Origin of the sequence: Nonomuraea cavernae, from assembly GCF_040655715.1 — a bacterium.
GTDB classification, from domain to species: domain Bacteria; phylum Actinomycetota; class Actinomycetes; order Streptosporangiales; family Streptosporangiaceae; genus Nonomuraea; species Nonomuraea cavernae_A.
This window is the reverse complement of sequence record NZ_JBFAKL010000003.1, coordinates 334746-358529: the sequence shown is the minus strand read 5'-3', so window position 1 is coordinate 358529 and position 23784 is coordinate 334746. Positions and strand designations below refer to the sequence as shown.

Below are 23784 nucleotides of genomic sequence, written 5' to 3'. Positions count from 1 at the left end.
CACGAACCGCGCATGCCCGCAATGCTCCAGCAACGCCGCCTCCTGGGCAGGCGAGGGCTGAAGCCGGAAGCGGGACACGCCGACCAACCTACCGATCACCACCGACACAAACGGGAGACACAAGTGCCCGACCGTACCGCGTTTCCTCCCCGCCCTGAAGGACGGCGCATCCACGCTGTAGGTGCTTGGTGCCCCCCGGTCAGCGGCTGTCGGAGTCGTTGTCGCTGAGCGCGGCCCGGCCGGCCTCCAGGCGGGCGACCGGGATGCGGAACGGCGAGCAGGAGACGTAGTCGAGCCCGACGTCGTGGCAGAAGTGCACCGAGTCGGGGTCACCGCCGTGCTCACCGCAGATGCCGAGCTTGAGGTCCGGCCGGGCTGCGCGCCCCTCCTCGGCGGCGAGCCTGACGAGGCGGCCGACGCCCTCCTGGTCGAGGGTCTCGAACGGGGAGACCCCGAAGATGCCGAGATCCAGGTAGCGGGAGAAGAACGCGGCCTCGACGTCGTCGCGGGAGAACGCCCACGCCATCTGGGTCAGGTCGTTGGTGCCGAAGGAGAAGAACTCGGCGGCCTCGGCCACCTGGCCGGCGGTCAGCGCCGCCCTCGGTGTCTCGATCATGGTGCCGATCAGGGCGTCGACGCCGGTCTCGGCCAGGATCGCGGCGACCTCCTCGCGGACGGCCTCCAGCTCCTGTACGGCGGCGATGAGCGGGATCATGATCTCGGGCCGGGCTCCGGGCACCTCCTTGGCGGCCTGGGCGATGGCCCGTACCTGCATGGCGAACAGGCCGGGGATGACCAGCCCGAGGCGTACCCCGCGCAGGCCGAGCATGGGGTTCTGCTCGTGCAGTCTCTTGACGGCGGTCAGCAGCTCGCGATCCTTGACGGAGACCTCGCCGTGACCGGCGTCGGCCAGTGCGATCTTGACGGACAGGTCGGTGAGGTCGGGCAGGAACTCGTGGAGGGGCGGGTCGATGAGGCGCACCGTCACCGGCAGGTCCCCCATCGCCTGAAATATCCCGATGAAGTCGGACTTCTGGAGCGGTTCGAGCGCGTCCAGCGCCGCCTGCCGCTCCTCCTCGCCCGAGGCCAGCACCAGGTCCTCGACCAGCTGGCGCCGCTCGCCCAGGAACATGTGCTCGGTGCGGCACAGCCCGATGCCCTGCGCGCCGAAGCGGCGGGCCCTGGCCGAGTCCTCGGGCGTGTCGGCGTTGGCCCGCACGCCCAGCCGCCGGGTGGCGTCGGCGTGCCGCATGATCCGGTCGACGGCTCGCACCAGCTCGCCCTCGCGATCCAGGCCGTCCTCCTGGAGCGCGCCGCCGCGCTCGAAGTACTCCACCACGGCGGAGTCCACGACGGGCACCTCGCCGAGGAAGATCTCGCCGGTGCTGCCGTCGATGGAGATGACCTCGCCCTCGGTGACCACCACGCCGCCCGGCGCGGTGAACCTCCGCTCGGAGGTGGACACGTCGAGCTCCTCGGCGCCGCAGACGCAGGTCTTGCCCATGCCGCGGGCGACCACGGCGGCGTGCGAGGTCTTGCCGCCGCGGCTGGTGAGGACGCCACGGGCGGCGATCATGCCGGAGAGGTCGTCGGGGTTGGTCTCGCGGCGCACCAGGATGACGTCCTCACCCTGGGCGGCCAGCTCGACGGCGCGCTCGGAGGAGAAGACGGCCTTGCCGACCGCCGCGCCGGGCGAGGCGTTCATGCCCTTGGCGATCTTCTTCTTGTCGGCGCCGGTGTCGAAGCGCGGGAACATCAGCTGGGCCAGCTGGTCGCCCGTGACCCGGGTGACGGCCTCGTCGAGGGTGATGAGCCCCTGGTCGACGAGCTGGGTGGCGATCCGGAACGCGGCCGCGGCGGTGCGCTTGCCGACCCGGGTCTGCAGCATCCACAGCTTGCCGCGCTCGACGGTGAACTCGATGTCGCACAGGTCGCGGTAGTGGTTCTCGAGCTTCTCCATGATCGCCAGGAGCTCGTCGTAGCTGCTCTTGTCGAGGCGCTCCAGGTCCTGCAGCGGGATCGTGTTGCGGATGCCCGCGACCACGTCCTCGCCCTGCGCGTTCTGCAGGTAGTCGCCGTAGATGCCCTGGTGGCCGGAGCCGGGGTCGCGGGTGAAGGCGACGCCGGTGCCCGAGTCGTCGCCGCAGTTGCCGAAGACCATGGCGACGATGTTGACGGCGGTGCCGAGGTCGGCGGGGATGCGCTCCTGGCGGCGGTACAGGATGGCGCGCGGGGCGTTCCAGGAGTCGAAGACCGCCATGACGGCCTGGCGCATCTGCTCGCGGGGGTCGGCCGGGAAGTCGTGGCCGGTCTGCTCGCGGACGATGCCCTTGAAGGTCTCGACCAGCGCCTGCAGTTCGGTGGCCGCCAGGTCGGTGTCCTGACGGTCGCCCTTGAGGGTGTCGAGCGCGTGCTCGAAGTGCTCGCCGTCGATGCCGAGCACGGTCTTGCCGAACATCTGGATGAGCCTGCGGTAGGAGTCCCAGGCGAAGCGGTCGTTGCCGCCGGCCTGCTTGACCAGGCCGTGCACGGACTCGTCGTTGAGCCCGATGTTGAGCACGGTCTCCATCATGCCGGGCATCGAGAACTTCGCGCCCGAGCGAACACTGACGAGCAGCGGGTCGTCGGCCTGGCCGAGCGTGCGCCCCATCTGCCGCTCCAGGGCGGCCAGATGCTCCGCGACCTCCTGGTCGAAACCGTCGGGGACCGTGTCCTGCGTGAGGTAGTGCCGGCAGGCCTCGGTGGTGATCGTGAACCCGGGCGGGACGGGCAGCCCAAGGTTGGTCATCTCGGCGAGGTTGGCTCCTTTGCCGCCGAGTAGATCCTTGAGATTCCTGTTGCCCTCGGTGAAATCGTAAACGAACTTGGCCACCACAGCTCCAATCAACGCCTCTGATCGGACTCTACCGGTGACTTTGATGACGAAACTGCACTCATCGGTTAAGTCATCGTTTCCGCAGGTAAACAGCCATAGACCGGTCTAATCCAATTGATATTCGCATGCCTGGCGAAGTGGTTTATACCAATTGGTTTACACCAATTCTTGAGAAACCCGAAGGACCGGTGCACAATCGGATCACCCCCACAGGAGGCGCCGTGGCCACTCCGACGAAGCCCAAGGTCCGCGCCCGCCTGGCCGCCGGCTCCACGCGGGCGGCGCGGGGTGGCGCGCTCTACCTGGACGACCGCCTCGGCCTGGGCCGCTGGCTCCGCCCCAACCTGCGCAAGCTCTTCCCGAGCCACTGGTCGTTCCTGCTGGGCGAACTGGCGCTCTACTCGTTCGTCCTGATCGTGCTGACCGGCACCTTCCTGACGTTCTTCTACCAGCCCGACCCTCAGCTGGCGTTCGCGTCGGTGCGGGAGCTCAGCCTGGAGGTGCGCGGCGGCCTGCTGGTGCGGCAGTTACACCACTGGGGGGCGACGGTGTTCGTGCTGTCGATCGTGGCCCACCTGTTCCGCGTCTTCTTCACCGGCGCCTTCCGCAAGCCGCGCGAGCTGACCTGGATGCTGGGCGTGCTGCTGTTCGGGCTGGTGCTGTTCGAGTCGTTCCTGGGCGTCTCGCTCACCGCCGACCAGCTGGCGTTCACCGGGCTGCGCGAGGCGCAGGGCCTGCTGCTGTCGATCCCGCTGGCCGGCACCTACCTGTCGCAGTTCGTCTTCGGCGGGACGTTCCCCGGCGAGGTCGTGCCGCGGCTGTTCGTCACGCACGTGCTGCTGGTCCCCGGGATCCTGCTGGCCGTGGTGCCGCTGCACGGGCTGATCCTGACCTGGCGGCAGAAGCACACCGAGCGCCGCGTCGCCGGCTCCGACGAGTCGAAGGTGACGGGCGGCCCCTTCTTCCCCTACTTCGCGGTCAAGAACGGCGCCACCGCCCTGTTCACCATGGCGGCCATCGCGCTGCTCGCCACGTTGGTCCGGGTCAACCCGGTCTGGGAGCACGGCGCCTACCAGCCGGGCAGGCCGCCGCCGTCGGCCCAGCCGTTCTGGTACTTCGGCGTGCTCGACGGCGGCCTGCGCCTGACCCCGCCCTGGGAGATCACGGTGGGCGGGTACGTGCTGCAGGCCGGGCTCTGGATCCCGATGCTCGTACTGGCGGCGTTCTTCCTGGTGCTGCTCTGCTATCCGTTCGTCGACCGCCGCCTGACCGGTGACCGTGGCTCCCACCACCTGCTGGACCGCCCCTCCCAGGTGCCGGTCCGCACCGCGGCGGGCGTCGCGGTCATCACGTTCTTCACGATGGTCTGGGCGGCGACGTGGGTCTCGGAGATCCCTCCCGATCCGGCCGCGCCGACGCCGCTGCTCGCCGCCCCGCACGACACCTACCTGGCCATCGTGTACGGCCTGCGCGTCGCGGTGTTCGTGCTGCCCCCGATCGCCTACGCCGTCACCCTGGCCTCCTGCCGCCGCCGGGCCGCCCGCCGCACGGTGTGACCCTTTGCCACCTTTTCCGCGACCGGACGGTGATCGGGAACTGCGACCCTCGGTCTTCATGCCCCTGCGCGCACGCCATCGCCTGACCGCTATCACGGTCTGCCTTCTCTGGGCGGGTCCGGCATGCTCCACCGGCACCTCGACCACCCCGGCCACGGCCGTGCGGGACAGCCCGAGCAGCGCGGCCGAGACGCCGGGGCCGGGCCCCACCCCGGAGACGTCGCGCCACCACGCGACCTACCTGCGTCCCGGTGACTGCCTGCTCGACCTCCCCCATGACCTCGTCGCGACGCTCGTGCCGTGCGGGCACCCGCACGCCGCCGAGTACGCCTCGATCTACGTGCTGCCCGAGGGCCCCTGGCCCGGCGAGGAGGAGGCGAGGCGGGAGGCCCTGGCGTGGTGCGCCCCGAGGCTGCGGATCAAGGCGTCGAAGCGTGAGACGGTCGAGGCCGGCGTGCTCCCTCCTCTGGAGCACGAGTGGCCCGGCGCGCGGACGGCGTACTGCCTGGCGGTCCCCCGCGAGGGCGAGCTGGTCGGCCGGGTGCTGGAGTAGAAACGCGGCCTTACCGTGTCCGTCCGGCGGTTGTCAATTCCGGCGTCCACCCGCGAGATGGCCCGGAGGTCTTGCCGGGGAGGCCCAGCACGGACAAGATAAGTGGCCATACTCCTAACGACGCCTGCTTTTGGCAGCCACGGAGGTGGCCCGTGACGATGATCGGCTCGGCTGTACCGCGCAAGGAGGACGCCGCGCTGCTGACCGGACGCGGCACGTTCGTGGACGACATTCATCGTCCCGGACTGCTCCACATGGTCTATGTGCACAGTGGTGAGGCCCACGCGCTCATCACCCGGATCGACGCCGACGCGGCCAGAGCCCTGCCGGGCGTGGTCGGCGTGTGGACCGCGAAGGACTTCGCCGAGCTCCCGGCCAGGCCGTCCGTACCCGGCCTGGAACGTAGCTACCTGGCAGGCGACAAGGTCCACTACGTCGGCGAGCCGGTGGCCGTGGTGGTCGCGACCGACCGCTACCTCGCCGCGGACGCGGCCCGGGCCGTGCGGGTGGAGTACGAGCCGCTGCCGGTGATGGCGACGGTGGCCGACGCCCTCGCGCCGGACGCCGTACCGATCTTCGCGCCGCTGGAGAGCAACCTCGCCCTGGAGCAGCAGGTGACGCCGCACGACGTGGCGGACGAGCTTGACGCCTCGCCCCACCGCCTGCGCGCCCGCCTGGTCAACCAGCGCTGCGCCGGCGCGCCCCTCGAACCGTACGGGGTGCTGGCCGACTGGACCGGAGCCGGTCCCACCATCTGGGCCACGGTGCAGGCGCCCCACCGGGTCCGGGCGGAGATCGCCGAGCGGTTCGGGCTCGCCAGGCACCTCGTGCGGGTCATCGCGCCCGACGTCGGCGGCGCCTTCGGGGTGAAGTCGTCGTTCATGCCGGAGTTGTTCCTCGCGCCCGAGCTGTCGCGCAGGCTCAGCAGGCCGGTCAAGTTCGTCGAGACGCGCGGCGAGCACATGGTGCACACCTACCACGGCCGTGACCAGATCCAGGAGGTCGAGGTCGGGTTCGACGACGAGGGCACGATCCTCGCCCTGGACGTGACGCTCACCGTCAACACGGGCGGCGTGCCCGACCCGGTGGGCATCGCACTCGCCACGCTCACCTCGTACATGCTCGGCGGCTGCTACCGGATCCCGAAGATCGCCGCACGGTTCAGAAGCGTCGTTACAAACACAACGCCTACTGCCTCCTACCGGGGTGCGGGACGGCCCGAGGCGAGCTTCCTGATCGAGCGGGTCGTCGACCTCGTCGCCCGCCGGCTCGGCAAGGACCCGGCCGACGTCCGACGGGTGAACCTCGTCCAGCCGGGCGAGATGCCGTACCAGACGCCCTTCGAGGGGATCGTGTACGACGAGGCCGACTACCCGGCCGCCCTGGACCTGCTGCTGAGCCGGCTGGACTACGCCGGGCTGCGCGAGGAGCAGGAGCGGCGGCGCGCCGATCCCGGCGCCAAGCTGCTCGGCGTCGGGCTGTCCACGTTCGTGGAGATGGGCGGGTTCGGGCCCACGCCGCTGTTCGAGCAGTTCGGCTACATCGGCGGCTGGGAGTCGGCGAACGTCCGGCTGCAGCCGGACGGCTCGGCGATCATCCTGGTCGGCACCGCCCCGCACGGGCAGGGGCACCAGACCGCCCTGGCCCAGATCGCGGCCGACGAGCTGGGAGTGCCCTTCGACGCCATCAGCGTGCTCTACGGCGACACGGCAGTCGTGCAGGAGGGCATCGGCACGATGGGCAGCCGGGGCATGCCGGTCGCGGGCAACGCCGTACGGCAGGCCGCGGCGGACGTGGCGGCCAAGGCCAGGCTCATCGCGGCGCACATGCTGGAGGCCGAGGGCGACGACCTGGTGAGGGTGGACGCGGGCTTCCAGGTCAAGGGCGTCCCCACGGCGGAGGTGAGCCTGGCCGCGGTGGCCGAGCGCTCCTTCAAGCCGCACCTGCTCCCCGCCGGCACCGGGCTCGGACTGGAGTGCACCTCGTACTACGAGCCGTCGAACCTGAGCTACCCGAGCGGCGCGCACGGCTGCGTGGTGGAGATCGACCGCGACACCGGGCATGTGCACGTCCTGCGCTACGTGTGCGTGGACGACTGCGGGACCGTCATCAACCCGATGACGGCGCGCGGGCAGATCCACGGCGGGGTGGCGCAGGGCATCGCCCAGGCCCTGTACGAGAAGGTCTCCTTCGACGCCGACGGCCGGCCGCTCGCCGCCTCGCTGGAGGACTACATGGTGCCGGGCATGCTCGACCTGCCCAGCTACGAGACCCACCACATCGAGACCAAGTCCAGCTTCAACCCGCTCGGCGCCAAGGGGCTCGGTGAGGCGGGCGCCACGGCCGCGCCGCAGGCCGTGGTGAACGCCGTCGTGGACGCGCTCGCCCATCTCGGCGTGCGCGACGTGGAAATGCCCTGCACGCCGGAACGAGTCTGGAAGGCCATGCACCATGCGAGTTGAGATCACCGTCAACGGGCAGCCGCACAGCCGGGAGGTCGAGCCCCGGCAGCTGCTCGTCCACTTCCTGCGCGACACGCTGTCGCTGACCGGCACCCACGTCGGCTGCGACACCTCCAGCTGCGGCGCCTGCACGGTCATGCTCGACGGCGCGGCGGTGAAGTCCTGCACCGTCCTGGCCGCGCAGGCCGACGGCTGCTCGGTCACCACGGTCGAGGGGCTGGGCGGGCCGGACGGGCTGTCCCCCGTACAGGAGGGCTTCCGGCAGTGTCACGGCCTGCAGTGCGGTTTCTGCACGCCGGGCATGGTCATGGCCGCCACCGCGCTGCTCACCGAGCGGCCCGACCCGTCGGAGCAGGAGATCCGCGACGGGCTGAAGGGCAACATGTGCCGGTGCACCGGCTACCAGATGATCGTCGAGTCGGTCCAGTGGGCGGCCGCGAACGGAGGAGCGCGATGATCCCGGCGGGCTTCTCCTACGTGCGCGCGGGCTCCGTCCAGGAGGCCCTCGCCGAGCTCTCCCGGCACGGCGGCGCCGCCAGGCTGCTGGCGGGCGGCCACTCCCTACTGCCCGCGATGAAGCTGCGGCGGGCCGAGCCGGGCGTCCTGGTCGACATCGGCCGCCTCCGCGAGCTCTCGTACGTCAGGCGGGACGGCGATCAGGTGGCGGTCGGCGCGCTGACCAGTCACCGGATCCTGGAGCGGGATCCGGTGGTCGCCGAGCACGTGCCGTTGCTGGCCGCCGCCGCGCGCCGGATCGGCGATCCGCAGGTGCGCAACCGGGGCACGATCGGCGGCTCGCTGGCCCACGCCGACCCGGCCGCCGACCTGGCCGCGGCCGTGCTCGCCCTGGACGGCGTGCTGGTGGCGCGGGGCCCGGCGGGAGTCCGGGAGATCCCGGCCGGGGAGTTCTTCACCGGTCCGCGTCAGAGCGCGCTGGCGGCGGACGAGCTGCTCACCGAGATCCGGCTGCCGGCCGCCGGCGGCCTGGCGTACGCCTTCGAGAAGTTCAGCCGCCGCGCCCTGGACTGGGCCGTGGTCGGGGTCGCCGTCCAGTCGCGGCCCGGCGGGCGCACGGCTGTCGCGCTGATCGGCATGGGGCCGACGCCGCTGCGGGCGGTGGCGGTGGAGGAGGCGCTGGCGGCGGGAACCCCCGCCGCCGAGGCCAAGTCGCTCGCCGCGCGAGGCTGCGAACCGCCCGACAACGCGGTGGCGAGCTCGTCCTATCGCGCGCACCTCGCCGAGGTCCTGGTCGGGCGCGCCCTGGCCCTCTGAGCCGGAGGCCGGCGGCGTCGTGGCGGCGCCGGCCTCCGACGGTTCGACCCGCGCTCCCAGGGGAGGGATAAGGGTGGCATAGGGGGAGAAATGCGCAGGCAACCAGAGCATGCGCCGGCCAGTGCCGACCGTGCCGACCAGGAAAAGGCCGTCCAGGAAAAGGCTGTCCGGGATGAGGACGTGCAGAAGGAACAGGCCGAAGAGGAGACCTGGCGCCGGCCGTGGGGGTCCACGCCGGGGCTGGAGGACGACGACGAGTTCAGGCGACTCGAGGAGCTCAATCCCGACGACTTCGAGTGAGCCCGGCTCGGTCGGCTCATGACGTCCGGGCGGGCGGGTGGCGCCGTGCACGCCACCTGACGACGCGGCAGGCCCTGGCGATGTCCCTCGACGGGTCATCTGACTCAGGGCCTGATCGCAGAAACAGCTCTCAGTCGTTGAGGTGCTGGCGGAGGTAGGAGTCGACCTGGTCGAGGGCGATGCGCTCCTGGGCCATCGAGTCGCGCTCGCGGATGGTCACGGCCTGGTCGTCGAGCGTGTCGAAGTCGACCGTGATGCAGAACGGCGTGCCGATCTCATCCTGGCGGCGGTAGCGGCGGCCGATCGCGCCGGCGTCGTCGAACTCGACGTTCCACCGCCTGCGCAGCTGGGCCGCCAGGTCGCGCGCCTTGGGCGACAGGTCGGCGTTGCGCGACAGCGGCAGCACCGCGGCCTTGACCGGGGCCAGCCGGTGGTCGAGCCGCATGACCGTGCGCTTCTCCATGACGCCCTTGGCGTTGGGCGCCTCGTCCTCGGTGTAGGCGTCGAGCATGAACGTCAGCGTCGCCCGGTCGACCCCGGCCGCGGGCTCGATGACGAACGGGACGTAGCGCTCGCCGGTGTCCTGCTCGAAGAAGCTCAGGTCGACGCCCGACGCCTTGGAGTGGGCGGTCAGGTCGAAGTCGGTGCGGTTGGCGATGCCCTCGAGCTCGCCCCACTCACCACCGGTGAAGTTGAAGCGGTACTCGACGTCGACCGTGCGCTTGGAGTAGTGGGACAGCTTCTCCTTGGGGTGCTCGTAGAGCCGGAGGTTGTCCTTGTTGATGCCCAGGTCGGAGTACCAGCGGAAGCGCTCGTCGATCCAGTACTGGTGCCACTCCTCGTCGGTGCCGGGCTTGACGAAGAACTCCATCTCCATCTGCTCGAACTCGCGGGTGCGGAAGATGAAGTTGCCGGGCGTGATCTCGTTGCGGAACGACTTGCCGATCTGGCCGATGCCGAACGGGATCTTCTTGCGCGCCGACTGCTGCACGTTGAGGTAGTTGATGAAGATGCCCTGCGCGGTCTCGGGCCGCAGGTAGGCCAGACCCGACTCGTCCTCGACGGCGCCCAGGTAGGTCTTGAGCAGGCCGCTGAACTGCCGGGGCTCGGTGAAGGCGCCCTTGTTGCCGCAGTTGGGGCAGGTGACGTCGGCCAGGCCGCGCTCGGGCGCCCTGCCGTTCTTCTCTTCGTACGCCTCCAGCAGGTGGTCGGCGCGGTAACGCTTGTGGCAGGACTGGCACTCGGTCAGCGGGTCGGTGAACGTCTCGACGTGGCCGCTGGCCTGCCAGACCTCGCGAGCCAGGATGACGCAGGAGTCGAGGCCCACGACGTCGTCGCGCATCTGGACCACGCTCTGCCACCACTGGCGCTTGACGTTGTTCTTGAGCTCGACTCCCAGAGGGCCGTAGTCCCACGACGCCCGCAGCCCGCCGTAGATCTCGCTCGACGGGTAGACGAGCCCGCGGCGCTTGGCGAGGCTGACGATGGTGTCCATGACGTCTGTACGGCGTGCCATGTCGTTGGATCTCTTTCCGGCTGGAGGTCGGCGAGGGGATGTGAGCTCCCAGCTTAGGGGACATCGGCGAGCCCTCGCGCGCGACTGCTGCTACGCCCCGTCTTGGGTGTAGACGTCCTCGAACGCACTGGGTTCGTTGACCATGAGGATCATCAGGGGGTACATCGCCATCCGCGCGGCCGACAGCGCCCGGCGGTAGAACCCGGCCCCCTCCCATTCGCTGACCAGCGCCCACAGGTTGGGCTCGTCGACCGAGCGGGCCAGCCTGCCGCGCAGGTAGCCGGGCTGGGCCGCCAGCGTGTCGAGGATCGTGTGGCCCTGCTTGACGAAGTCCTGGGACTGCGACTCCGGAACGGTGTAACGGATGACGGCGAGCACATGACCAGGATGTCAGACGATCACCCTGCCCTGGGCGTTTCCGGCGGCGCTAGGCTCGGGCCCGTGGCCACCAACGACGACCGCCGCCGGCGCCCCCGCCCTCAGCAGGGCCCCGGCGGCCCCCGGGCTCCGCGGCAGAAGCGCCCGCTGCCCGCGGGCGAGCAGTTCTTCACGCCGGGCGCCACCGGCCTGCGCAAGAGCGTCGAGACGCGCAGCGCGGCCCCGATGGCCTACCTGTTCACGCAGGTGCCCCGATGGCTGGCGCCGGCCGTGCTGGTGGTGCTGCTGCTGACGGGGTTCGCCGTGGCCGCCTGGCCGGGCGGGCTGGCGGTGCTGCCGGTGCTCGCGTTCGTGGCCTGGCTGGCCTACCTGTCGTGGCCCTCGCTGGGCATCGGCGGGCGGCTGCTGCGCGTGGTGATGCTGGTGTTCATGGTGGTACTGGCCGCCGACCGGTTCGGGGTGTTTCAGACGTTCTCTCGATAGATTTTGACAATCATTTTCATTTTCCCGCATACTGAGGGCGTGATGTCGCGAACGCCCCGAATGCTCGCTGTAAGTCTCCTGACCGGCGCCATCCTGCTGAGCGCCGGCGCGTGCGGGGCGGGCGGAGGCGAGACCTCCGCCGGCGGCAGGCCCGAGGTCGTCGCCGCCATCTATCCGCTGCAGTGGCTGAGCGAGCAGGTGGCCGGGCCCGACGCGAAGGTGATCGGGCTGACCGCTCCCGGCGTCGAGCCGCACGATCTGGAGCTGGGCGCGTACCAGGTGGCCGAGCTCGACGACGCCGCGCTGACCGTCTACGTCAAGGGCGTGCAGCCCGCGGTGGACGAGGCGGTCACCGAAGACCGCGCCTTCGACGCCGCCACCGCCGTCAAGACGATCCCCGCGGGCGAGCACGCCGAGGAGGGGGACGAGCACGAGGTCTCCTACGACCCGCACCTCTGGCTCGACCCCTCGCGCCTGGCCGCCGTCGCCACCGCGCTCGGCGACCGGCTGGCCGCCGCCGACCCGGCCCACGCGCAGGGCTACCGCGAGCGCGCCGCCCGCACGGCGGCCGAGCTGAGGGCGCTCGACCAGGAGTTCGCCAAGGGCCTGGAAAACTGCGCGAGCAGGACCGTGGTGACCGCCCACGAGGCGTTCGGCTACCTGGCCGACCGCTACCGTCTCAAGCAGATCGGCATCACGCTCGACCCCGAGACCGAGCCCTCCCCCGCCCGCATCGACGAGGTCGCCCGCCTGGCCAGGGCCGAGAAGGTCAACACGATCTTCACCGAGTCGCTGGTCAGCCCCAAGGTCGCCGAGGTGCTGGCCAAGGAGGTCGGCGCCAAGACGGGGGTGCTCGACCCGCTGGAGACCCGGCCCGGCGGCGGCGACTATCTGTCGGCCATGCGCGCCAACCTGACCGCCCTCCGCTCCGCCCTGGGATGCACGTGATGAACGAGACCGTCTTCGCGATGACCGACGGCCGGGTCACCATCGACCGGCGGCCCATCCTGCGGGGCGTCGACCTGACCATACGCCCCGGCGAGGTCGTCGCCGTGCTGGGCGCCAACGGCTCCGGCAAGTCCACGCTGGTACGCGCCCTGCTCGGCCTGATCCCGCTGTCCGGCGGCCAGACCCTCCTGTACGACCGCCCGCCCGCCCGTTTTCGCGACTGGTGGCGCGTCGGCTACGTGCCCCAGCGGCTGGAGGTCGGCGGCGGGGTGCCCGCCACGGTCCGCGAGGTGGTGGGCTCGGGCCGCATCGCCCGGCAGAGCCGGCTGCGCCCCACCGGCCCCGCCGACCGCGCGGCCACGGCCGCGGCCATGGAGGCCGTCGGGCTGGCCCACCGCGCGGGCGATCCGGTCCAGGAGCTGTCCGGCGGGCAGCAGCAGCGGGTGCTGATCGCCCGCGCGCTGGCCGGCGAGCCCGACGTCTACGTCATGGACGAGCCCACGGCCGGCGTCGACTCCGAGACGCAGCAACTGCTCGCCGACACGCTGGCCCGGCTGACGCGCGACGGCCGGACCATCGTGCTGGTCGCCCACGAGCTCGGCCCGCTGGAGCCGCTCATCACCCGCGGCATCGTGATCCGCGACGGCCATCTCGCCTACGACGGCAGCCCGCCGCAGCCCGAGGGCGAGTGCGCCAGGCCGGGCCACCAGCACGTGCACCCGCACGCGCCGGAGACCATCGGCCGTGGAACACCCGCGGGGCCGCTGAACGGCTGGCAGGGGGAAGCATGATCTCGCTTCTGCAGAAGGAGTTCTTCCAGCTGGCGCTCGTCGCGGCCCTGCTGGTGGGGCTCTGCGCGCCGGCCGTGGGCACGTTCATCGTGCAGCGGCGGCTCTCACTCCTCGGCGACGGCATCGGGCACGTGGCCCTGACCGGCGTCGCGCTCGGCTTCCTGACCGGCACCGCGCCCGTCCTCACCGCCGTGCTGGTCGCCGTGGCCGGCGCCGTGGCCATCGAGATCGTCCGGGCCCGGGGCCGCACCAGCGGCGACGTCGCGCTCGCGCTGATGTTCTACGGCGGCATCGCGGGCGGCGTCATGCTCATGGGCATCGCGCCCGGCGGCAGCAACGCCAAGCTCAACTCCTATCTGTTCGGCGCGATCGCCAGCGTCACCTCGCAGGACATCTGGATCATCGGCGCGCTCGCCGTCACGGTGATCGCCGTCGTGCTGATCTTCGGCAGGGAGCTGTTCGTGCTCTGCCAGGACGAGGAGATGGCCCGGGCCAGCGGCCTGCCGGTGCGCCTGCTCAGCCTGGTGATCGCCGTCACCGCCGCGCTCACCGTGGTCATCGCCATGCGCGTGGTCGGCCTGCTGCTCGTCAGCGCGTTGCTGGTGATCCCGGTGGCGACCAGCCAGCAGCTCACCAGGGGTTTTCGCACCACGATGGCACTGGCCATGGTGTTCGGCGTGCTCGCCTCGGTGGGCGGGCTGCTCGGCTCCACCCTGTCGCCCAGGGTGCCGCCCGGCGCCGCGATCGTGCTCCTCGCCCTGGCGGGCTTCGTCCTGGCCCTCGGTGTGGGTAGATTCGTACGCCGAGGCCGAGCCCAGGAGTCACCGGTGAGCGAGCAGCCGATCAACGCGAGGGAGGTCACATGACCGTGCGACCTGAGGGCATCGACATGCGGAGCGCCGGGGTCATGGGGCCCGCGAAGGAGGCGTCATGAGCGCGAGACGCGACGCCGTGCACGACACCCTCCGCCGCAGCGAGGGCTTCCGCAGCGCGCAGGACGTCTACGCCGAGATGCGCCAGCACGGCGCCAAGATCGGGCTGACCACCGTCTACCGCGCCCTCCAGGCCCTGGCCGACGGCGGCCACGTCGACGTGCTGCGCACCGACGACGGCGAGTCGGTCTACCGCGCGTGCGCCAGCGGCGACCATCACCACCACCTGGTCTGCCGCCGCTGCGGCCACACCGTCGAGGTGGCCGGGCCCGCCGTCGAGCGCTGGGCCGAGACGGTCGGCGGCGAGCACGGCTTCACCGACATCACTCACACCGTCGAGGTCTTCGGCACCTGCTCGTCCTGCTCGGCCACGGTCCGGGCCGGCTGAGCGCGCCGCGAGCCGTAGAGCACGCCGAGCACGATCACCACGCAGCCCGCGAGCTGCGGCAGCGACGGCCGCTCGCCGAGCACCGCCGTCGACAGCGCCACCGTGGTCAGGGGCTGCACGAGCAGGAGCAGCGCGGTGAGCGCGGCGGGCTGCCTGGGCAGCGTGTACGTGATCAGCATCCAGCCGAGCACCTGCGGACCTAGCGCGAGCAGCAGCAGCCACCCGTGCGCGGGCCAGTCGGGTGTGAAGTCGGCGCCGCCGAAGAACGGGCTCAGCGCGGCGATGGCGAGCGCGGCCACCACGGTGGCATGCGCCAGCGGCCCGGCGGTGCGCTGCGAGCCCGCCTTCATCAACAACAGGAAGGCGGCGTACGACACCGAGGTGGCGATGCCGGCGAGCACCCCGAGCATGGGATCGGAGCCGTAGGCGGCGTTGTCGAAGACCCCGGAGATCAGCACGACCCCGGCGAACACCACCGGCGTGGCGATCATCAGCCGGTTGGAGGGCCGCTCGTGGAAGAGCGCCCACGCGGCGAACGCGACGATGAACACCTGCAGGTTGCCGAGCACGGTGGCCAGGCCGGCGCCCACGTAGTCGATCGCGTGGTGCCAGAACAGCAGGTCGAGGGCGAACAGCAGGCCCGCCAGCCAGGCCAGATTACGGCTGCGGACGGGCAAGGGGCCCAGCCTGCGCCGTTCGAGCCAGGCCAGCACGATCATCGGCGGAACCGCGTACGCGCACCGGAAGAACGCCGAGGTGGCGGGCGCCACGTCCGCCAGTCTCACCAGGGGCGCCGACGTGGAGATGATCAGCGCTCCGGCGACCGCGATCAGCACGATACGCCGATGTGCACTCACGGAAACCCCCGACTGCCGTGGCTAGAGATACGCTGCGACAACGCTAGAACCGGTCCCGACAGGAGTCAACATGCTGTTTGGCCATGACATGGCGCATTCGCTGGCCACCCTCGTCGAGCTGGTCAACACCTCCCCCTCGACCGGCGGCGGCGACGAACTCGCCGACCTGGCCGACCTGCAGTCCTTCACCCGGTCACGCCAGGTCAGCGGCATAGACACGCTCACCACCCGCGACCTCGGGCAGGTGCGGCTGGTGCGCCAGTCCTTCCACCGCGTCTTCACCGCCCCCGACCAGCCGACGGCCGTGCGCCTGCTCAACGCGATGCTCTCGGAGAGCCGGATCACCCCCCGGTTGACCGAGCACGACGGCCACCCCCTGCACATGCACTACTTCGCCTCCGACGCGACCCTGGCCGAGCACCTCGCGGCCGACTGCGGCGTGGCTCTGGCCCACCTGATCGTCGACGGCGAGTGGGAGCGGCTGCGCACCTGCTCGGCCCCCGACTGCGAGCGGGTCTTCGTCGACGAGTCGCGCAACCGCTCCCGCGTCTACTGCGACAGCCGCACCTGCGGCAACCGCATGCACGTTGCCGCCTACCGTGCCCGCCGTCGCGCCTGACCTCTGTCCAGGTGCGCGACCCCGCCCTTCAGGTCGCGGGTCGCGGTGACCTCGATGGCGAGGTGGAAGTAGCGGCCGGTCATGCCCTTCTCCCGGGTCAGTCCGAAGGCGTAGCGGTCGACGGTGGCCTCGGCGCGGGCCCGCAGCGTGCTGCCCTCGGCGGCGAGGAAGGTCAGGGTGAGAACCGTGGGCCGGGTCACGCCGCGCACGGTCAGCTCGCCGGGCACGTGGGTCCCGTCGTGGGAGCGTTCGACGCTCCGGGCCCGGAAACTGATCTCGGGATGGGCGGCGACGTCGAGGTAGACCGCCGACCTGACCTTGTCGTCCCGCGGGGGCACGCCGGTGTCGACGCTGGCCGCCCTGATCACCACGTCCACCGTCGAGTCGGTGGAGGGCTCGGCGACGCGCACCTCGCCGCTGACCAGCGCGAACGATCCGCGGACGGGCAAGAGGCCGAAGAGGTGACGCGTGGCGAAGGTGATCTCCGTGGCCTCCGGATCCAGGTGGTAGACGCCTGGCCCCGGCGCGGTGGACGGATGCGCGTGGGATGCCTCTGTGCCCTTCATGCCCGCCACGCTAGGCGCCCGGGGGCGATCCGCGGAATCGTGCTGGGTGTCCCTCAGGGGTGTACCTGGATACACCCCTGAGCGCCCACGACGTACGTGACCCGGGGGCCTCAGACCTGGTTGGGGACGGCCCCGCCGTACCTTCGGTCGCGCTTGGCGTAGATCTCGCACGCCTCCCAGAGGTCTCTGCGGTCGAAGTCGGGCCAGAGCCGGTTGAGGAAGACCATCTCGGCGTAGGCCGACTGCCACAACAGGAAGTTGGAGAAGCGCTGCTCACCGGAGGAGCGGACGAACAGGTCGACCTCCGGGATGTCGGGCTCGTCGAGGTAGCGGGAGAAGACCTTCTCGTTCACCTTCGACGGCTTGACCCGGCCCGCCGCGATGTCCTCGGCCAGCTTGACCGCGGCGTCGACGATCTCGGCCTGGCCGCCGTAGTTGACGCAGAACTGCAACGTCAGCCTGCGGTTGCGCTCGGTCAACTCCTCGGCGGTCTGCAGCTCGGCGATCACGCTCTTCCACAGCCGGCCCGGCTTGCCCGCCCAGCGCACCCGCACGCCCATCGCGTGTAGCTGGTCGCGGCGGCGGCGGATCACGTCGCGGTTGAAGCCCATGAGGAAGCGCACCTCGTCGGGCGACCGCTTCCAGTTCTCGGTGGAGAAGGCGTAGGCGCTCAGATAGGGGACGCCCAGCTCGATGGCGCCCTCGATGACGTCGAACAGCGACGCCTCGCCCGCCTTGTGCCCCTCGGTGCGGGGCAGCCCGCGCGCCTTGGCCCAGCGACCGTTGCCGTCCATGACGATCGCCACGTGCCGGGGCACCAGGTCACGCGGGATCGGCGGCGGCGTCGCCCCCGAAGGATGCGGGGACGGTGGTCGGACGTTCACGCTGGCTCCCTTTCGACGTGTCGCAGAGAGCGTATTCCGTGTTCGAGGTGCCATTGCAGATAGGCGGCGACCAGGCCGCTGCACTCGCCGCGGTGGCGTGACTCCGAGGCGTCGGCCGCCGCCCAGTCGCCGCGCAGCAGCGCCGTCATGAGCCTGATCGTCTCGGACGCCGGCACGACCGAGCCCGACGGCTTGCACGCGCCGCACACCACGCCGCCGGCCACGATGGCGAACGCCCTGATCGCCGGGGCCTGGCACTTGGCGCACGCCTCCAGCGCGGGCGCGTAGCCGGCCACGGCCAGCGAACGCAGGAAGTAGGCGTCGAGCACCAGCCGCGCCTCGTGAGTCCCGTCGGCCAGCGTGCGCAGCCCGCCCACCAGCAGCAGGAACTGCCGCAGCGCCGGCTCCTTCTCGCCGTGCGTCAGCCGGTCGGCGGTCTCCAGCATCGCGGTGCCCGCGGTGTAGCGGGGGTAGTCGGCCGCCAGCGTCTCGCCGTACGGCCTGATCGTCTCCGCCTGCGTGACGACGTCGAGCGAGCGTCCGGCGTGGAGCTGCAGGTCGACGTGCGTGAACGGCTCCAGCCTGGCGCCGAAGCGCGAGGTGGTGCGGCGCACGCCCTTGGCGACGGCGCGCACCTTGCCGGTGCGCCTGGCCAGGACGGTGACGATGCGGTCGGCCTCGCCGAGCTTCTGTGTCCGCAGGACCACGCCTTCGTCACGGTAGAGACTCACCTGTCCATCTTAGGGGCGCGCGCTCTTTTCGTTACGGGCACGCGTCAGGTGACGCGACTCTGCGCAACTCTCATTAGACTTTGTCGCCTGTCCCCCGCTATACCCGTTGTTCATCCCCCCGCCACCGCTCGAAAGGGAGTCATGACCCGCGTGGTCCTGCTGGGCTCTTCGCCCGGCCCCGACACCGCTCCGACCGGACCGAGGCTCGCCGCTCTCCCAGGCAGTCCCACCGTCGCCGAGCGGCTGCGCAGCCAGATCCTCTCCCTGGATCCGCGGCCCGCGACGATCGACACGGGCGACGTGGCCGCCGCCCTGCGCGCCCTGGCCGAGATCGCCGAGTCGGCGACGGAGAGCCTGCTCATCCTCCCCGCCGACTCCGTGATCCACGACGAGCTGATCTACCAGATCACCAAGACCAAACGCGGCGCGCTGGCGCTCATCGCCAAGGAGCCGCGTCCCGAGACGGTCGAGGAGGCTCAGCCCGACATCGTCCCGATCGACGAGGCCGAGCCCGAGATCAGCGACCGCCGGCTGGAAGGGCTGCCGATCCGCTCCCGCGCCGGCAAGTCGCGCATCATCTCCGTCGGCACCGCCCACCACGCGGTGACCCGGCCCAACGCCGTGCTGCTCGGCCCCCTCCACCTGAGCCCGCGCAACGCGCCCCAGCTCGCCGCCACCTGCCGCGAGCTGGCCGGCCTGGCCGACGTGTTCGGCGCCGACGACGACCTGGTGCAGCTGATCGTCTTCGGCCTGGTGCGCAACGGCGTCTCGGTGGGCATCCGCGGCCGCCGCGACCTCTTCTACCGCAGGGTCACCACCCAGGAGGAGGCCGACGCGGCCGGCGCCGATATGGCCGGCATGGACGAGGACCGGGCCCGGCTCGACCACGCGGTCAAGGGCGCCGACGGCTTCTTCACCACCTACTTCGTCTCCACCTACTCCCGGTTCATCGCGCGCTGGGCGGCCCGGCGCGGGCTGACGCCCAACCAGGTGACGCTCATCTCGATCGCGCTGGGCGTGCTGGCCGCGGCCTGTTTCGCGACCGGTGACCGGCCGTGGATGGTGGCGGGCGGGCTGCTGATCTACTTCGCGTTCGTGTTCGACTGCGTGGACGGGCAGGTCGCCCGCTACGCCCGCAAGTTCGGCGTGCTCGGCGCCTGGCTCGACGCGACGTTCGACCGCTTCAAGGAATACGTCGTCTTCGCCGGTCTGGCCGTCGGCTGGGTCGTCTCGGGCAACGGCGACGACATCTGGATCCTCGCCCTGGCGGCGATCGGCCTGCAGTCGGTGCGCCACCTGCTCGACTTCTCCTTCGGCATCGCCAACCGCCGCAAGCCGCCCGGCCAGCTGCCCACGCTGCCGCTGACCGCTCCGTCCGACAAGGAGCTGCGCCAGGCGCTGCAGAGCCGCAAGGTCGAGCGGGCTCAGGGCATCCGCGGCCTGCTCAAGATGTGGAGCAAGGCCGGCCGGTTCCGCGCCGTCCACTGGGCTCGCAAGATGATCGTGTTCCCCATCGGCGAGCGGTTCGCGGCCATCGCGATCACCGCCGCCCTCTTCGACGCCCGCATCACCTTCCTCACGTTGGTGATCTGGGGCTCCGTCGCCGCCATCTACACCCTTACCGGACGCCTCATGAGGTCGCTCGCATGATCACCCAGCCGCAGGCCGCCGCCACCACGCCGGACCCCGACGAGGAGCGCCGGCGCATCCAGACCGCCCGCCTGCTCGCCTACCGCGACGACGGGCCCCTCGTCAACGCCGTCGCCGGAAAGGTCGGCAAGGGGCTGCCGCCGGTGCCCGCCACGCTCGCCGCCCTGGTCGCGGTCATCGCGATCGCCGCCTCGGGGGTGCTCCGGCCCGGGCCGACGCTCCTGCTGCCGGTGCTGGTCGTCGTGCTGCTCGTGCTGCCGACGGCGCCACGCGACCACCTGGGCAGGCTCGACTGGCTCACTCCGCCGCTGCTGCGCGGCACCGAGTTCCTCACGATCATCGTGGTGGGGCTGGCCGCCGACGCGCCGAAATGGCTGCTGTTCGTGCTGGTGTACGTGGTGGGCTACCACACCTACGACACCGTCTACCGCACGCGGCAGAGCATCTGGCCGCCCGTCTGGGTGTTCTACGCGGGGCTCGGCTGGGAGCTGCGGCTGCTGATCATCGGCGTGGGCGCTGCGCTCGGCTGGCTCACCGTGGTGCTGGCGGTGCTCACGGCGTACCTGTTCGTGCTGTTCGCGGTGGAGAGCGTGACCAGCTGGGTCCGCCTCGACAAGGCCTCCGCCCAGGCGGGCGCCGACGCCGAGCAGGACCTGGAGGCATCCCCCGAGGACGTCCTCGAACAGGCCACCGGCGAAGCCGAAAAGGCCTGACCGCCGGAGAGCTCGCCTTCCCGTTCTTTCTCTCTTTCCTGCGCGGCCTTTCCTGCGCGGCGCGGAAGCGTGGTTCTTTCTGGTACGGCACCGCGTTGAAATGCCGTTCCTTCTTTTACGGCACGCACGGGAGGGCCCACCCGCCGACCAGGGCCGGGGGCCTCCAGGGATACGGCCGCTGACCCGCACGGGGCCGGCCACCGCTACGACGCACGGTGCATTCGGCACCGCGTCCACCGGCGGACCGGCCCCGCCGTGCGTCTGCCCTGTATCGGTTGTGCGCCCGCCACGAACATGCCGTGCGTCTGACGTGCGTCGGTGGTGGGTGGGGTTGTGGGGTGTGGAACCGAGGCGGGGGGGTGTGCGGGGTGGTGGTCGACTCCACCAGCTACGCCGACCCGGCGACGTCCCGCAACGACGTGACCTCCAAGCTGCCGGACTTCGCTCAGGGGTGTGACTGGATCGGGTTCGCGGCCGTGACGGGCAGCTCGGAGAGCAGCTCGTGCCGGCAGGACGCGGTGGCCATCGCGGCGACCCGGGCCGAGAACCCCAACGACAACCCGGTCATCGAGGAACGCGTCAGGTCGCACCGCCTCACGGAGGTGCTGCCCCGGGCGGTCAAGCTGTTCGACTGCCCGGCGGAGGGTGAGGGGTCCGACGTGCTGGGGCGCCGCGCTACCTGGTCAAGCAGATGGCCGCCAAACGGCAGCCGGACGGGGCACACGAGATCATCGTGTTCAGCGACCTCATAAACAACCAGGGCGAGCTGAACGTGAACCGGCTGGACCTGAGCGAGGCCGGACGAGAGCAGAAGGTGAAGCAGCTGCGGGAGGCCCGGCTGTTGCCGGATCTGACGGGTCACGGGGTGGTCGTGCACGGGTTCCTGCGGGAGAAGACGTCGAGTCCCGACCGCTTCCCACTGCTGGAGAGCTTCTGCAGAGAGGCGTTCGAGGCGGCGGGAGCCGCCTCGGTGGACCTGCTGTAGCACGCCCGGCCCCCGCAGCTCGGATCACGATCACGAGAGCGCTCTCTGGCATTGATAGCGCTCGCCTCACCTCCCTGTCAAGCCGACAGTGCGGTTTATTGACACCCGGTTAGCTCTGTGTTTAGGTCTGCCTGAGAGAGCGCTCTCTCAGTCCGCCTCCGTCCCCCCAGGAGCAGCGATGACATCTGGCAACCCAACCCGGCGCAGACGACTGGCGGCCGTGGCCGCGGCGCTGGCCACCCTCACCGGCCTGTTCGTACACGTCGCCGTGAGTGCCTCCGCGGACGTGCCCACCACCCCCTCGGGCTGGTCACTGGTCTGGTCCGACGACTTCAACGGCGCGGCCGGATCGGCGCCCTCATCGACGAACTGGATCGTCGACACCGGTCACGCCTACCCCGGCGGCCCCGCCAACTGGGGCACCGGCGAGATCCAGAACTACACGGCCAACTCCGCCAACCTCGGCCTCGACGGCTCGGGCAACCTCCGGATCACGCCGCAGCGCAGCAGCTCCGGCGAGTGGACGTCGGCGCGCATCGAGACCCGGCGAGGCGACTTCAAGCCCGCCGACGGGCGCGTCCTGCGCATCGAGGGCCGCGTGCAGATGCCGAACGTGACCGGCGACGCCGCCCTCGGCTACTGGCCGGCGTTCTGGGCGCTCGGCTCGCCGTACCGGGGCAACTACTGGAACTGGCCGGCCATCGGCGAGTTCGACATCATGGAGAACGTCAACGGCCTCAACTCCGTCTGGGCCGTGCTCCACTGCGGCGTCAACCCCGGCGGGCCGTGCAACGAGACCAACGGCCTCGGCGCCAGCCGGGCGTGCCCCGGCTCGACCTGCCAGTCCGGCTTCCACACCTACCGCTTCGAGTGGGACCGCAGCGTCAGCCCCAACCAGCTCCGGTGGTACGTGGACGGGCAGCAGTTCCACAGCCTCAGCCAGTCGCAGTTCGACGCGACCACGTGGAGCAACATGACCGGCCACGCCGGCTACTTCCTGCTGCTGAACGTGGCCATGGGCGGGGCGTTCCCCAACGGGGTGGCCGGGTTCGGCACACCGACCGCCGCGACCGTGCCAGGACGGTCGATGCTGGTCGACTACGTGGCGGTGTGGCAGAGCGGCACCGGCTCCACTCCGACCGCGACCCCGACGATCACGCCGACCGCGCCCGGCGGCGTGGACGCCCGCTCGACCATCCAGGCCGAGCGCTACCAGGCGCAGTCGGGGACCATGGTGGAGACCACCACCGACTCCGGCGGCGGCCAGAACGTCGGCGGTATCTCAGGCGGCGACTGGCTCCGCTTCGACGGGGTCAACTTCGGCACCGTTGCTGCCCGGCAGTTCAAGGCCCGCGTGGCCTCCGGGGCGGCGGCCGGTGTGAGCGGCCTCATCCAGGTCCGGCTCGACAGCCCCACGGCCACGCCGATCGGCGACTTCGCCGTGGGCAACACGGGCGGCTGGCAGAGCTGGCGGACCATCCCAGCGAACATCTCGGGCGTGACCGGGACGCACACCGTCTACCTGACCTTCAGCAGCGGCCAACCGGCCGACTTCGTCAACGTCAACTGGTTCACCTTCTCGACGTCATGACCTCGACGTTGTGACCGGTTGACCGATCAGACGGGCGGCCGGGCGTCGTAACGGCGCCCGGCCACGCGCCGGTCAGCGGCCGTATCCCTGGAGGGCGCCCAGCCACGACTGGCCCACCCCTTCGGAGGTCGGACCGATCTCCTGGCCGTCCACCACCAGCGGCTTGACCAGGGCGTCACGGCGGAGCACCGCCACGGCGACGATCAGGCCCAGCCAGACCAGGGCCACGGCGGCGAGCAGCCAGCGGCCCTTGGCCGGGCCACCCGACTCCTGCCAGGCCCGGAACGCCCTGCCGTACATGTGCGGAGCCACCAGCATGATCAGGGCCGCGCCGGTGGCCAGCAGGGCGGTCATCGCGACGCTGTCGCCCCAGTTCAGGATGACCTGGTAGAGGATCGGCACCTCGACGACCAGCAGGAGCAGCAGAAGCAGCGCGCCGGGCAGCCACCGGCGGACGGCGGCCCAGCGGCGGCCGGACAGCGCGATGGAGCTGGGGCGGCCGTCGCCGGGCCGCCGGCTGGGCTGTTCGAGCTCGGTCAAGGCAGCCGGTAGAGGTCGCCGTCGTAGCCGACGGCCGGCGCTCTGCGGGTGACCTGTCCCGGCTCGGTGGGTTCGGGGTGGTGGTGCCGGCGAGTGAAGCGCATGGGGCCTCCAACGCGGTCCTGGCTTCCGATGCCAATCCCCTCCCATCGCTGATCGCCTTCCATCGCTAGTCGCTTTCCATGCGGAACAAT

At 71.0% G+C, this 23784-nt stretch carries 25 protein-coding genes; 17 read left to right on the top strand and 8 right to left on the bottom strand.

Annotated features, from left to right (window positions below; all coding sequences use genetic code 11):
- Positions 1–199: 199 nt before the first annotated feature.
- Entirely contained in the window at positions 200–2872 is a 2673-nt protein-coding gene (gene ppdK, locus AB0I38_RS07020) for a pyruvate, phosphate dikinase (protein ID WP_358463217.1), read from the bottom strand.
- 224 nt (positions 2873–3096) lie between these two features.
- Here ppdK and AB0I38_RS07015 point away from each other — a divergent pair, with 224 nt between their 5' ends.
- The 6 genes from AB0I38_RS07015 (at position 3097) to AB0I38_RS06990 (ending at position 9018) form a co-directional block, all read left to right on the top strand.
- Positions 3097–4431: a cytochrome b gene (locus AB0I38_RS07015; RefSeq protein WP_358463214.1), complete on the top strand. Its 1335-nt coding sequence runs from the start codon at positions 3097–3099 to the stop codon at positions 4429–4431.
- A 58-nt stretch (positions 4432–4489) separates the two neighbouring features.
- Positions 4490–4984 carry a hypothetical protein gene (locus AB0I38_RS07010; RefSeq protein ID WP_358463211.1) on the top strand — a complete coding sequence of 165 codons (495 nt, stop codon included), beginning with the start codon at positions 4490–4492 and terminating at the stop codon, positions 4982–4984.
- Between the two features lie 158 nt (positions 4985–5142).
- Positions 5143–7446: a xanthine dehydrogenase family protein molybdopterin-binding subunit gene (locus AB0I38_RS07005; protein WP_358463255.1), complete on the top strand. Its 2304-nt coding sequence runs from the start codon at positions 5143–5145 to the stop codon at positions 7444–7446.
- Positions 7436–7903 (top strand): (2Fe-2S)-binding protein, encoded by a 468-nt coding sequence (locus tag AB0I38_RS07000; protein ID WP_358463208.1) that lies wholly within the window; start codon positions 7436–7438, stop codon positions 7901–7903. The genes AB0I38_RS07005 and AB0I38_RS07000 overlap by 11 nt, the downstream gene beginning before the upstream one ends.
- A complete protein-coding gene (locus AB0I38_RS06995; protein WP_358463205.1) occupies positions 7900–8718 on the top strand; it encodes an FAD binding domain-containing protein in 819 nt (272 codons plus the stop codon). The genes AB0I38_RS07000 and AB0I38_RS06995 overlap by 4 nt, the downstream gene beginning before the upstream one ends.
- A gap of 90 nt (positions 8719–8808) precedes the next feature.
- A complete protein-coding gene (locus AB0I38_RS06990) occupies positions 8809–9018 on the top strand; it encodes a hypothetical protein (protein ID WP_358463202.1) in 210 nt (69 codons plus the stop codon).
- Positions 9019–9148: 130 nt separating this feature from the next.
- Here the strand turns inward: AB0I38_RS06990 and AB0I38_RS06985 are convergent, their stop codons facing one another.
- Both AB0I38_RS06985 and AB0I38_RS06980 read right to left on the bottom strand, forming a co-directional pair.
- Positions 9149–10534, bottom strand: a complete 1386-nt coding sequence (locus tag AB0I38_RS06985; protein WP_358463199.1) for a glycine--tRNA ligase — start codon at positions 10532–10534, stop codon at positions 9149–9151.
- Positions 10535–10624: 90 nt separating this feature from the next.
- The gene (locus AB0I38_RS06980; RefSeq protein ID WP_358463196.1) at positions 10625–10912 is read right to left on the bottom strand and encodes an antibiotic biosynthesis monooxygenase family protein; all 288 of its coding nucleotides are present in this window, start codon (positions 10910–10912) and stop codon (positions 10625–10627) included.
- A gap of 63 nt (positions 10913–10975) precedes the next feature.
- On the opposite strand from AB0I38_RS06980, the gene AB0I38_RS06975 reads away from it, so the two are divergent.
- The 5 genes from AB0I38_RS06975 (at position 10976) to AB0I38_RS06955 (ending at position 14454) form a co-directional block, all read left to right on the top strand.
- Complete coding sequence (locus AB0I38_RS06975; protein WP_358463194.1) at positions 10976–11395, top strand: DUF6703 family protein; 420 nt, start codon at positions 10976–10978, stop codon at positions 11393–11395.
- A 60-nt stretch (positions 11396–11455) separates the two neighbouring features.
- Positions 11456–12343 carry a metal ABC transporter substrate-binding protein gene (locus AB0I38_RS06970; RefSeq protein WP_358463191.1) on the top strand — a complete coding sequence of 296 codons (888 nt, stop codon included), beginning with the start codon at positions 11456–11458 and terminating at the stop codon, positions 12341–12343.
- Positions 12343–13134, top strand: a complete 792-nt coding sequence (locus AB0I38_RS06965) for a metal ABC transporter ATP-binding protein (protein ID WP_358463188.1) — start codon at positions 12343–12345, stop codon at positions 13132–13134. The genes AB0I38_RS06970 and AB0I38_RS06965 overlap by 1 nt, the downstream gene beginning before the upstream one ends.
- Positions 13131–14000 (top strand): metal ABC transporter permease, encoded by an 870-nt coding sequence (locus AB0I38_RS06960; RefSeq protein WP_358463185.1) that lies wholly within the window; start codon positions 13131–13133, stop codon positions 13998–14000. Before AB0I38_RS06965 ends, AB0I38_RS06960 begins: the two co-directional genes overlap by 4 nt.
- 64 nt (positions 14001–14064) lie before the next feature.
- Positions 14065–14454 (top strand): Fur family transcriptional regulator, encoded by a 390-nt coding sequence (locus AB0I38_RS06955; protein ID WP_358463182.1) that lies wholly within the window; start codon positions 14065–14067, stop codon positions 14452–14454.
- Here AB0I38_RS06955 and AB0I38_RS06950 read toward each other — a convergent pair.
- Complete coding sequence (locus AB0I38_RS06950; RefSeq protein ID WP_358463179.1) at positions 14394–15311, bottom strand: DMT family transporter; 918 nt, start codon at positions 15309–15311, stop codon at positions 14394–14396. The two genes, AB0I38_RS06955 and AB0I38_RS06950, sit on opposite strands and share 61 nt — an antisense overlap.
- 70 nt (positions 15312–15381) lie before the next feature.
- Between AB0I38_RS06950 and AB0I38_RS06945 the strand changes: the two genes are divergently transcribed.
- Entirely contained in the window at positions 15382–15930 is a 549-nt protein-coding gene (locus AB0I38_RS06945) for a CGNR zinc finger domain-containing protein (protein WP_358463177.1), read from the top strand.
- On the opposite strand, the gene AB0I38_RS06940 is transcribed toward AB0I38_RS06945, so the two are convergent.
- From AB0I38_RS06940 to recO, 3 genes are all read right to left on the bottom strand, one after another.
- Positions 15906–16496: a YceI family protein gene (locus AB0I38_RS06940; protein WP_358463174.1), complete on the bottom strand. Its 591-nt coding sequence runs from the start codon at positions 16494–16496 to the stop codon at positions 15906–15908. The genes AB0I38_RS06945 and AB0I38_RS06940 overlap by 25 nt on opposite strands.
- A gap of 110 nt (positions 16497–16606) precedes the next feature.
- A complete protein-coding gene (locus tag AB0I38_RS06935; protein ID WP_358463171.1) occupies positions 16607–17380 on the bottom strand; it encodes an isoprenyl transferase in 774 nt (257 codons plus the stop codon).
- Positions 17377–18111 carry a DNA repair protein RecO gene (gene recO, locus AB0I38_RS06930; protein ID WP_358463168.1) on the bottom strand — a complete coding sequence of 245 codons (735 nt, stop codon included), beginning with the start codon at positions 18109–18111 and terminating at the stop codon, positions 17377–17379. Before recO ends, AB0I38_RS06935 begins: the two co-directional genes overlap by 4 nt.
- A 141-nt stretch (positions 18112–18252) precedes the next feature.
- On the opposite strand from recO, the gene AB0I38_RS06925 reads away from it, so the two are divergent.
- The 5 genes from AB0I38_RS06925 to AB0I38_RS06905 all read left to right on the top strand — a co-directional run bounded on the left by AB0I38_RS06925 (position 18253) and on the right by AB0I38_RS06905 (position 23050).
- A complete protein-coding gene (locus AB0I38_RS06925; protein ID WP_358463165.1) occupies positions 18253–19761 on the top strand; it encodes a CDP-alcohol phosphatidyltransferase family protein in 1509 nt (502 codons plus the stop codon).
- On the top strand, positions 19758–20474 hold the full coding sequence (locus AB0I38_RS06920; protein WP_358463162.1) for a DUF5941 domain-containing protein: 717 nt from the start codon (positions 19758–19760) through the stop codon (positions 20472–20474). Before AB0I38_RS06925 ends, AB0I38_RS06920 begins: the two co-directional genes overlap by 4 nt.
- Positions 20475–20842: 368 nt before the next feature.
- Entirely contained in the window at positions 20843–21226 is a 384-nt protein-coding gene (locus AB0I38_RS06915; RefSeq protein ID WP_358463159.1) for a hypothetical protein, read from the top strand.
- Positions 21208–21459 (top strand): hypothetical protein, encoded by a 252-nt coding sequence (locus AB0I38_RS06910; protein WP_358463156.1) that lies wholly within the window; start codon positions 21208–21210, stop codon positions 21457–21459. The genes AB0I38_RS06915 and AB0I38_RS06910 overlap by 19 nt, the downstream gene beginning before the upstream one ends.
- A 178-nt stretch (positions 21460–21637) precedes the next feature.
- Positions 21638–23050, top strand: coding sequence for a glycoside hydrolase family 16 protein (locus AB0I38_RS06905; protein WP_358463153.1), 1413 nt, complete (start codon positions 21638–21640; stop codon positions 23048–23050).
- Between the two features lie 72 nt (positions 23051–23122).
- Here the strand turns inward: AB0I38_RS06905 and AB0I38_RS06900 are convergent, their stop codons facing one another.
- A complete protein-coding gene (locus tag AB0I38_RS06900) occupies positions 23123–23590 on the bottom strand; it encodes a hypothetical protein (protein ID WP_358463150.1) in 468 nt (155 codons plus the stop codon).
- Positions 23591–23784: the final 194 nt, after the last annotated feature.

Excerpts from the sequence above, each read along its gene's own strand:
- AB0I38_RS06960 (WP_358463185.1), top strand. The coding sequence starts at position 13,131 with ATGATCTCGCTTCTGCAGAAGGAGTTCTTCCAGCTGGCGCTCGTCGCG.
- AB0I38_RS06970 (WP_358463191.1), top strand. The coding sequence starts at position 11,456 with ATGCTCGCTGTAAGTCTCCTGACCGGCGCCATCCTGCTGAGCGCCGGC.
- AB0I38_RS06995 (WP_358463205.1), top strand. The coding sequence starts at position 7,900 with ATGATCCCGGCGGGCTTCTCCTACGTGCGCGCGGGCTCCGTCCAGGAG.
- AB0I38_RS06905 (WP_358463153.1), top strand. The coding sequence starts at position 21,638 with ATGACATCTGGCAACCCAACCCGGCGCAGACGACTGGCGGCCGTGGCC.
- AB0I38_RS07000 (WP_358463208.1), top strand. The coding sequence starts at position 7,436 with ATGCGAGTTGAGATCACCGTCAACGGGCAGCCGCACAGCCGGGAGGTC.
- AB0I38_RS06925 (WP_358463165.1), top strand. The coding sequence starts at position 18,253 with ATGACCCGCGTGGTCCTGCTGGGCTCTTCGCCCGGCCCCGACACCGCT.
- AB0I38_RS06965 (WP_358463188.1), top strand. The coding sequence starts at position 12,343 with ATGAACGAGACCGTCTTCGCGATGACCGACGGCCGGGTCACCATCGAC.
- AB0I38_RS06945 (WP_358463177.1), top strand. The coding sequence starts at position 15,382 with ATGCTGTTTGGCCATGACATGGCGCATTCGCTGGCCACCCTCGTCGAG.
- AB0I38_RS07010 (WP_358463211.1), top strand. The coding sequence starts at position 4,490 with ATGCCCCTGCGCGCACGCCATCGCCTGACCGCTATCACGGTCTGCCTT.
- AB0I38_RS06985 (WP_358463199.1), bottom strand. The coding sequence starts at position 10,534 with ATGGCACGCCGTACAGACGTCATGGACACCATCGTCAGCCTCGCCAAG.
- AB0I38_RS06990 (WP_358463202.1), top strand. The coding sequence starts at position 8,809 with ATGCGCAGGCAACCAGAGCATGCGCCGGCCAGTGCCGACCGTGCCGAC.
- AB0I38_RS07005 (WP_358463255.1), top strand. The coding sequence starts at position 5,143 with ATGATCGGCTCGGCTGTACCGCGCAAGGAGGACGCCGCGCTGCTGACC.
- AB0I38_RS06940 (WP_358463174.1), bottom strand. The coding sequence starts at position 16,496 with ATGAAGGGCACAGAGGCATCCCACGCGCATCCGTCCACCGCGCCGGGG.
- AB0I38_RS06920 (WP_358463162.1), top strand. The coding sequence starts at position 19,758 with ATGATCACCCAGCCGCAGGCCGCCGCCACCACGCCGGACCCCGACGAG.
- AB0I38_RS06955 (WP_358463182.1), top strand. The coding sequence starts at position 14,065 with ATGAGCGCGAGACGCGACGCCGTGCACGACACCCTCCGCCGCAGCGAG.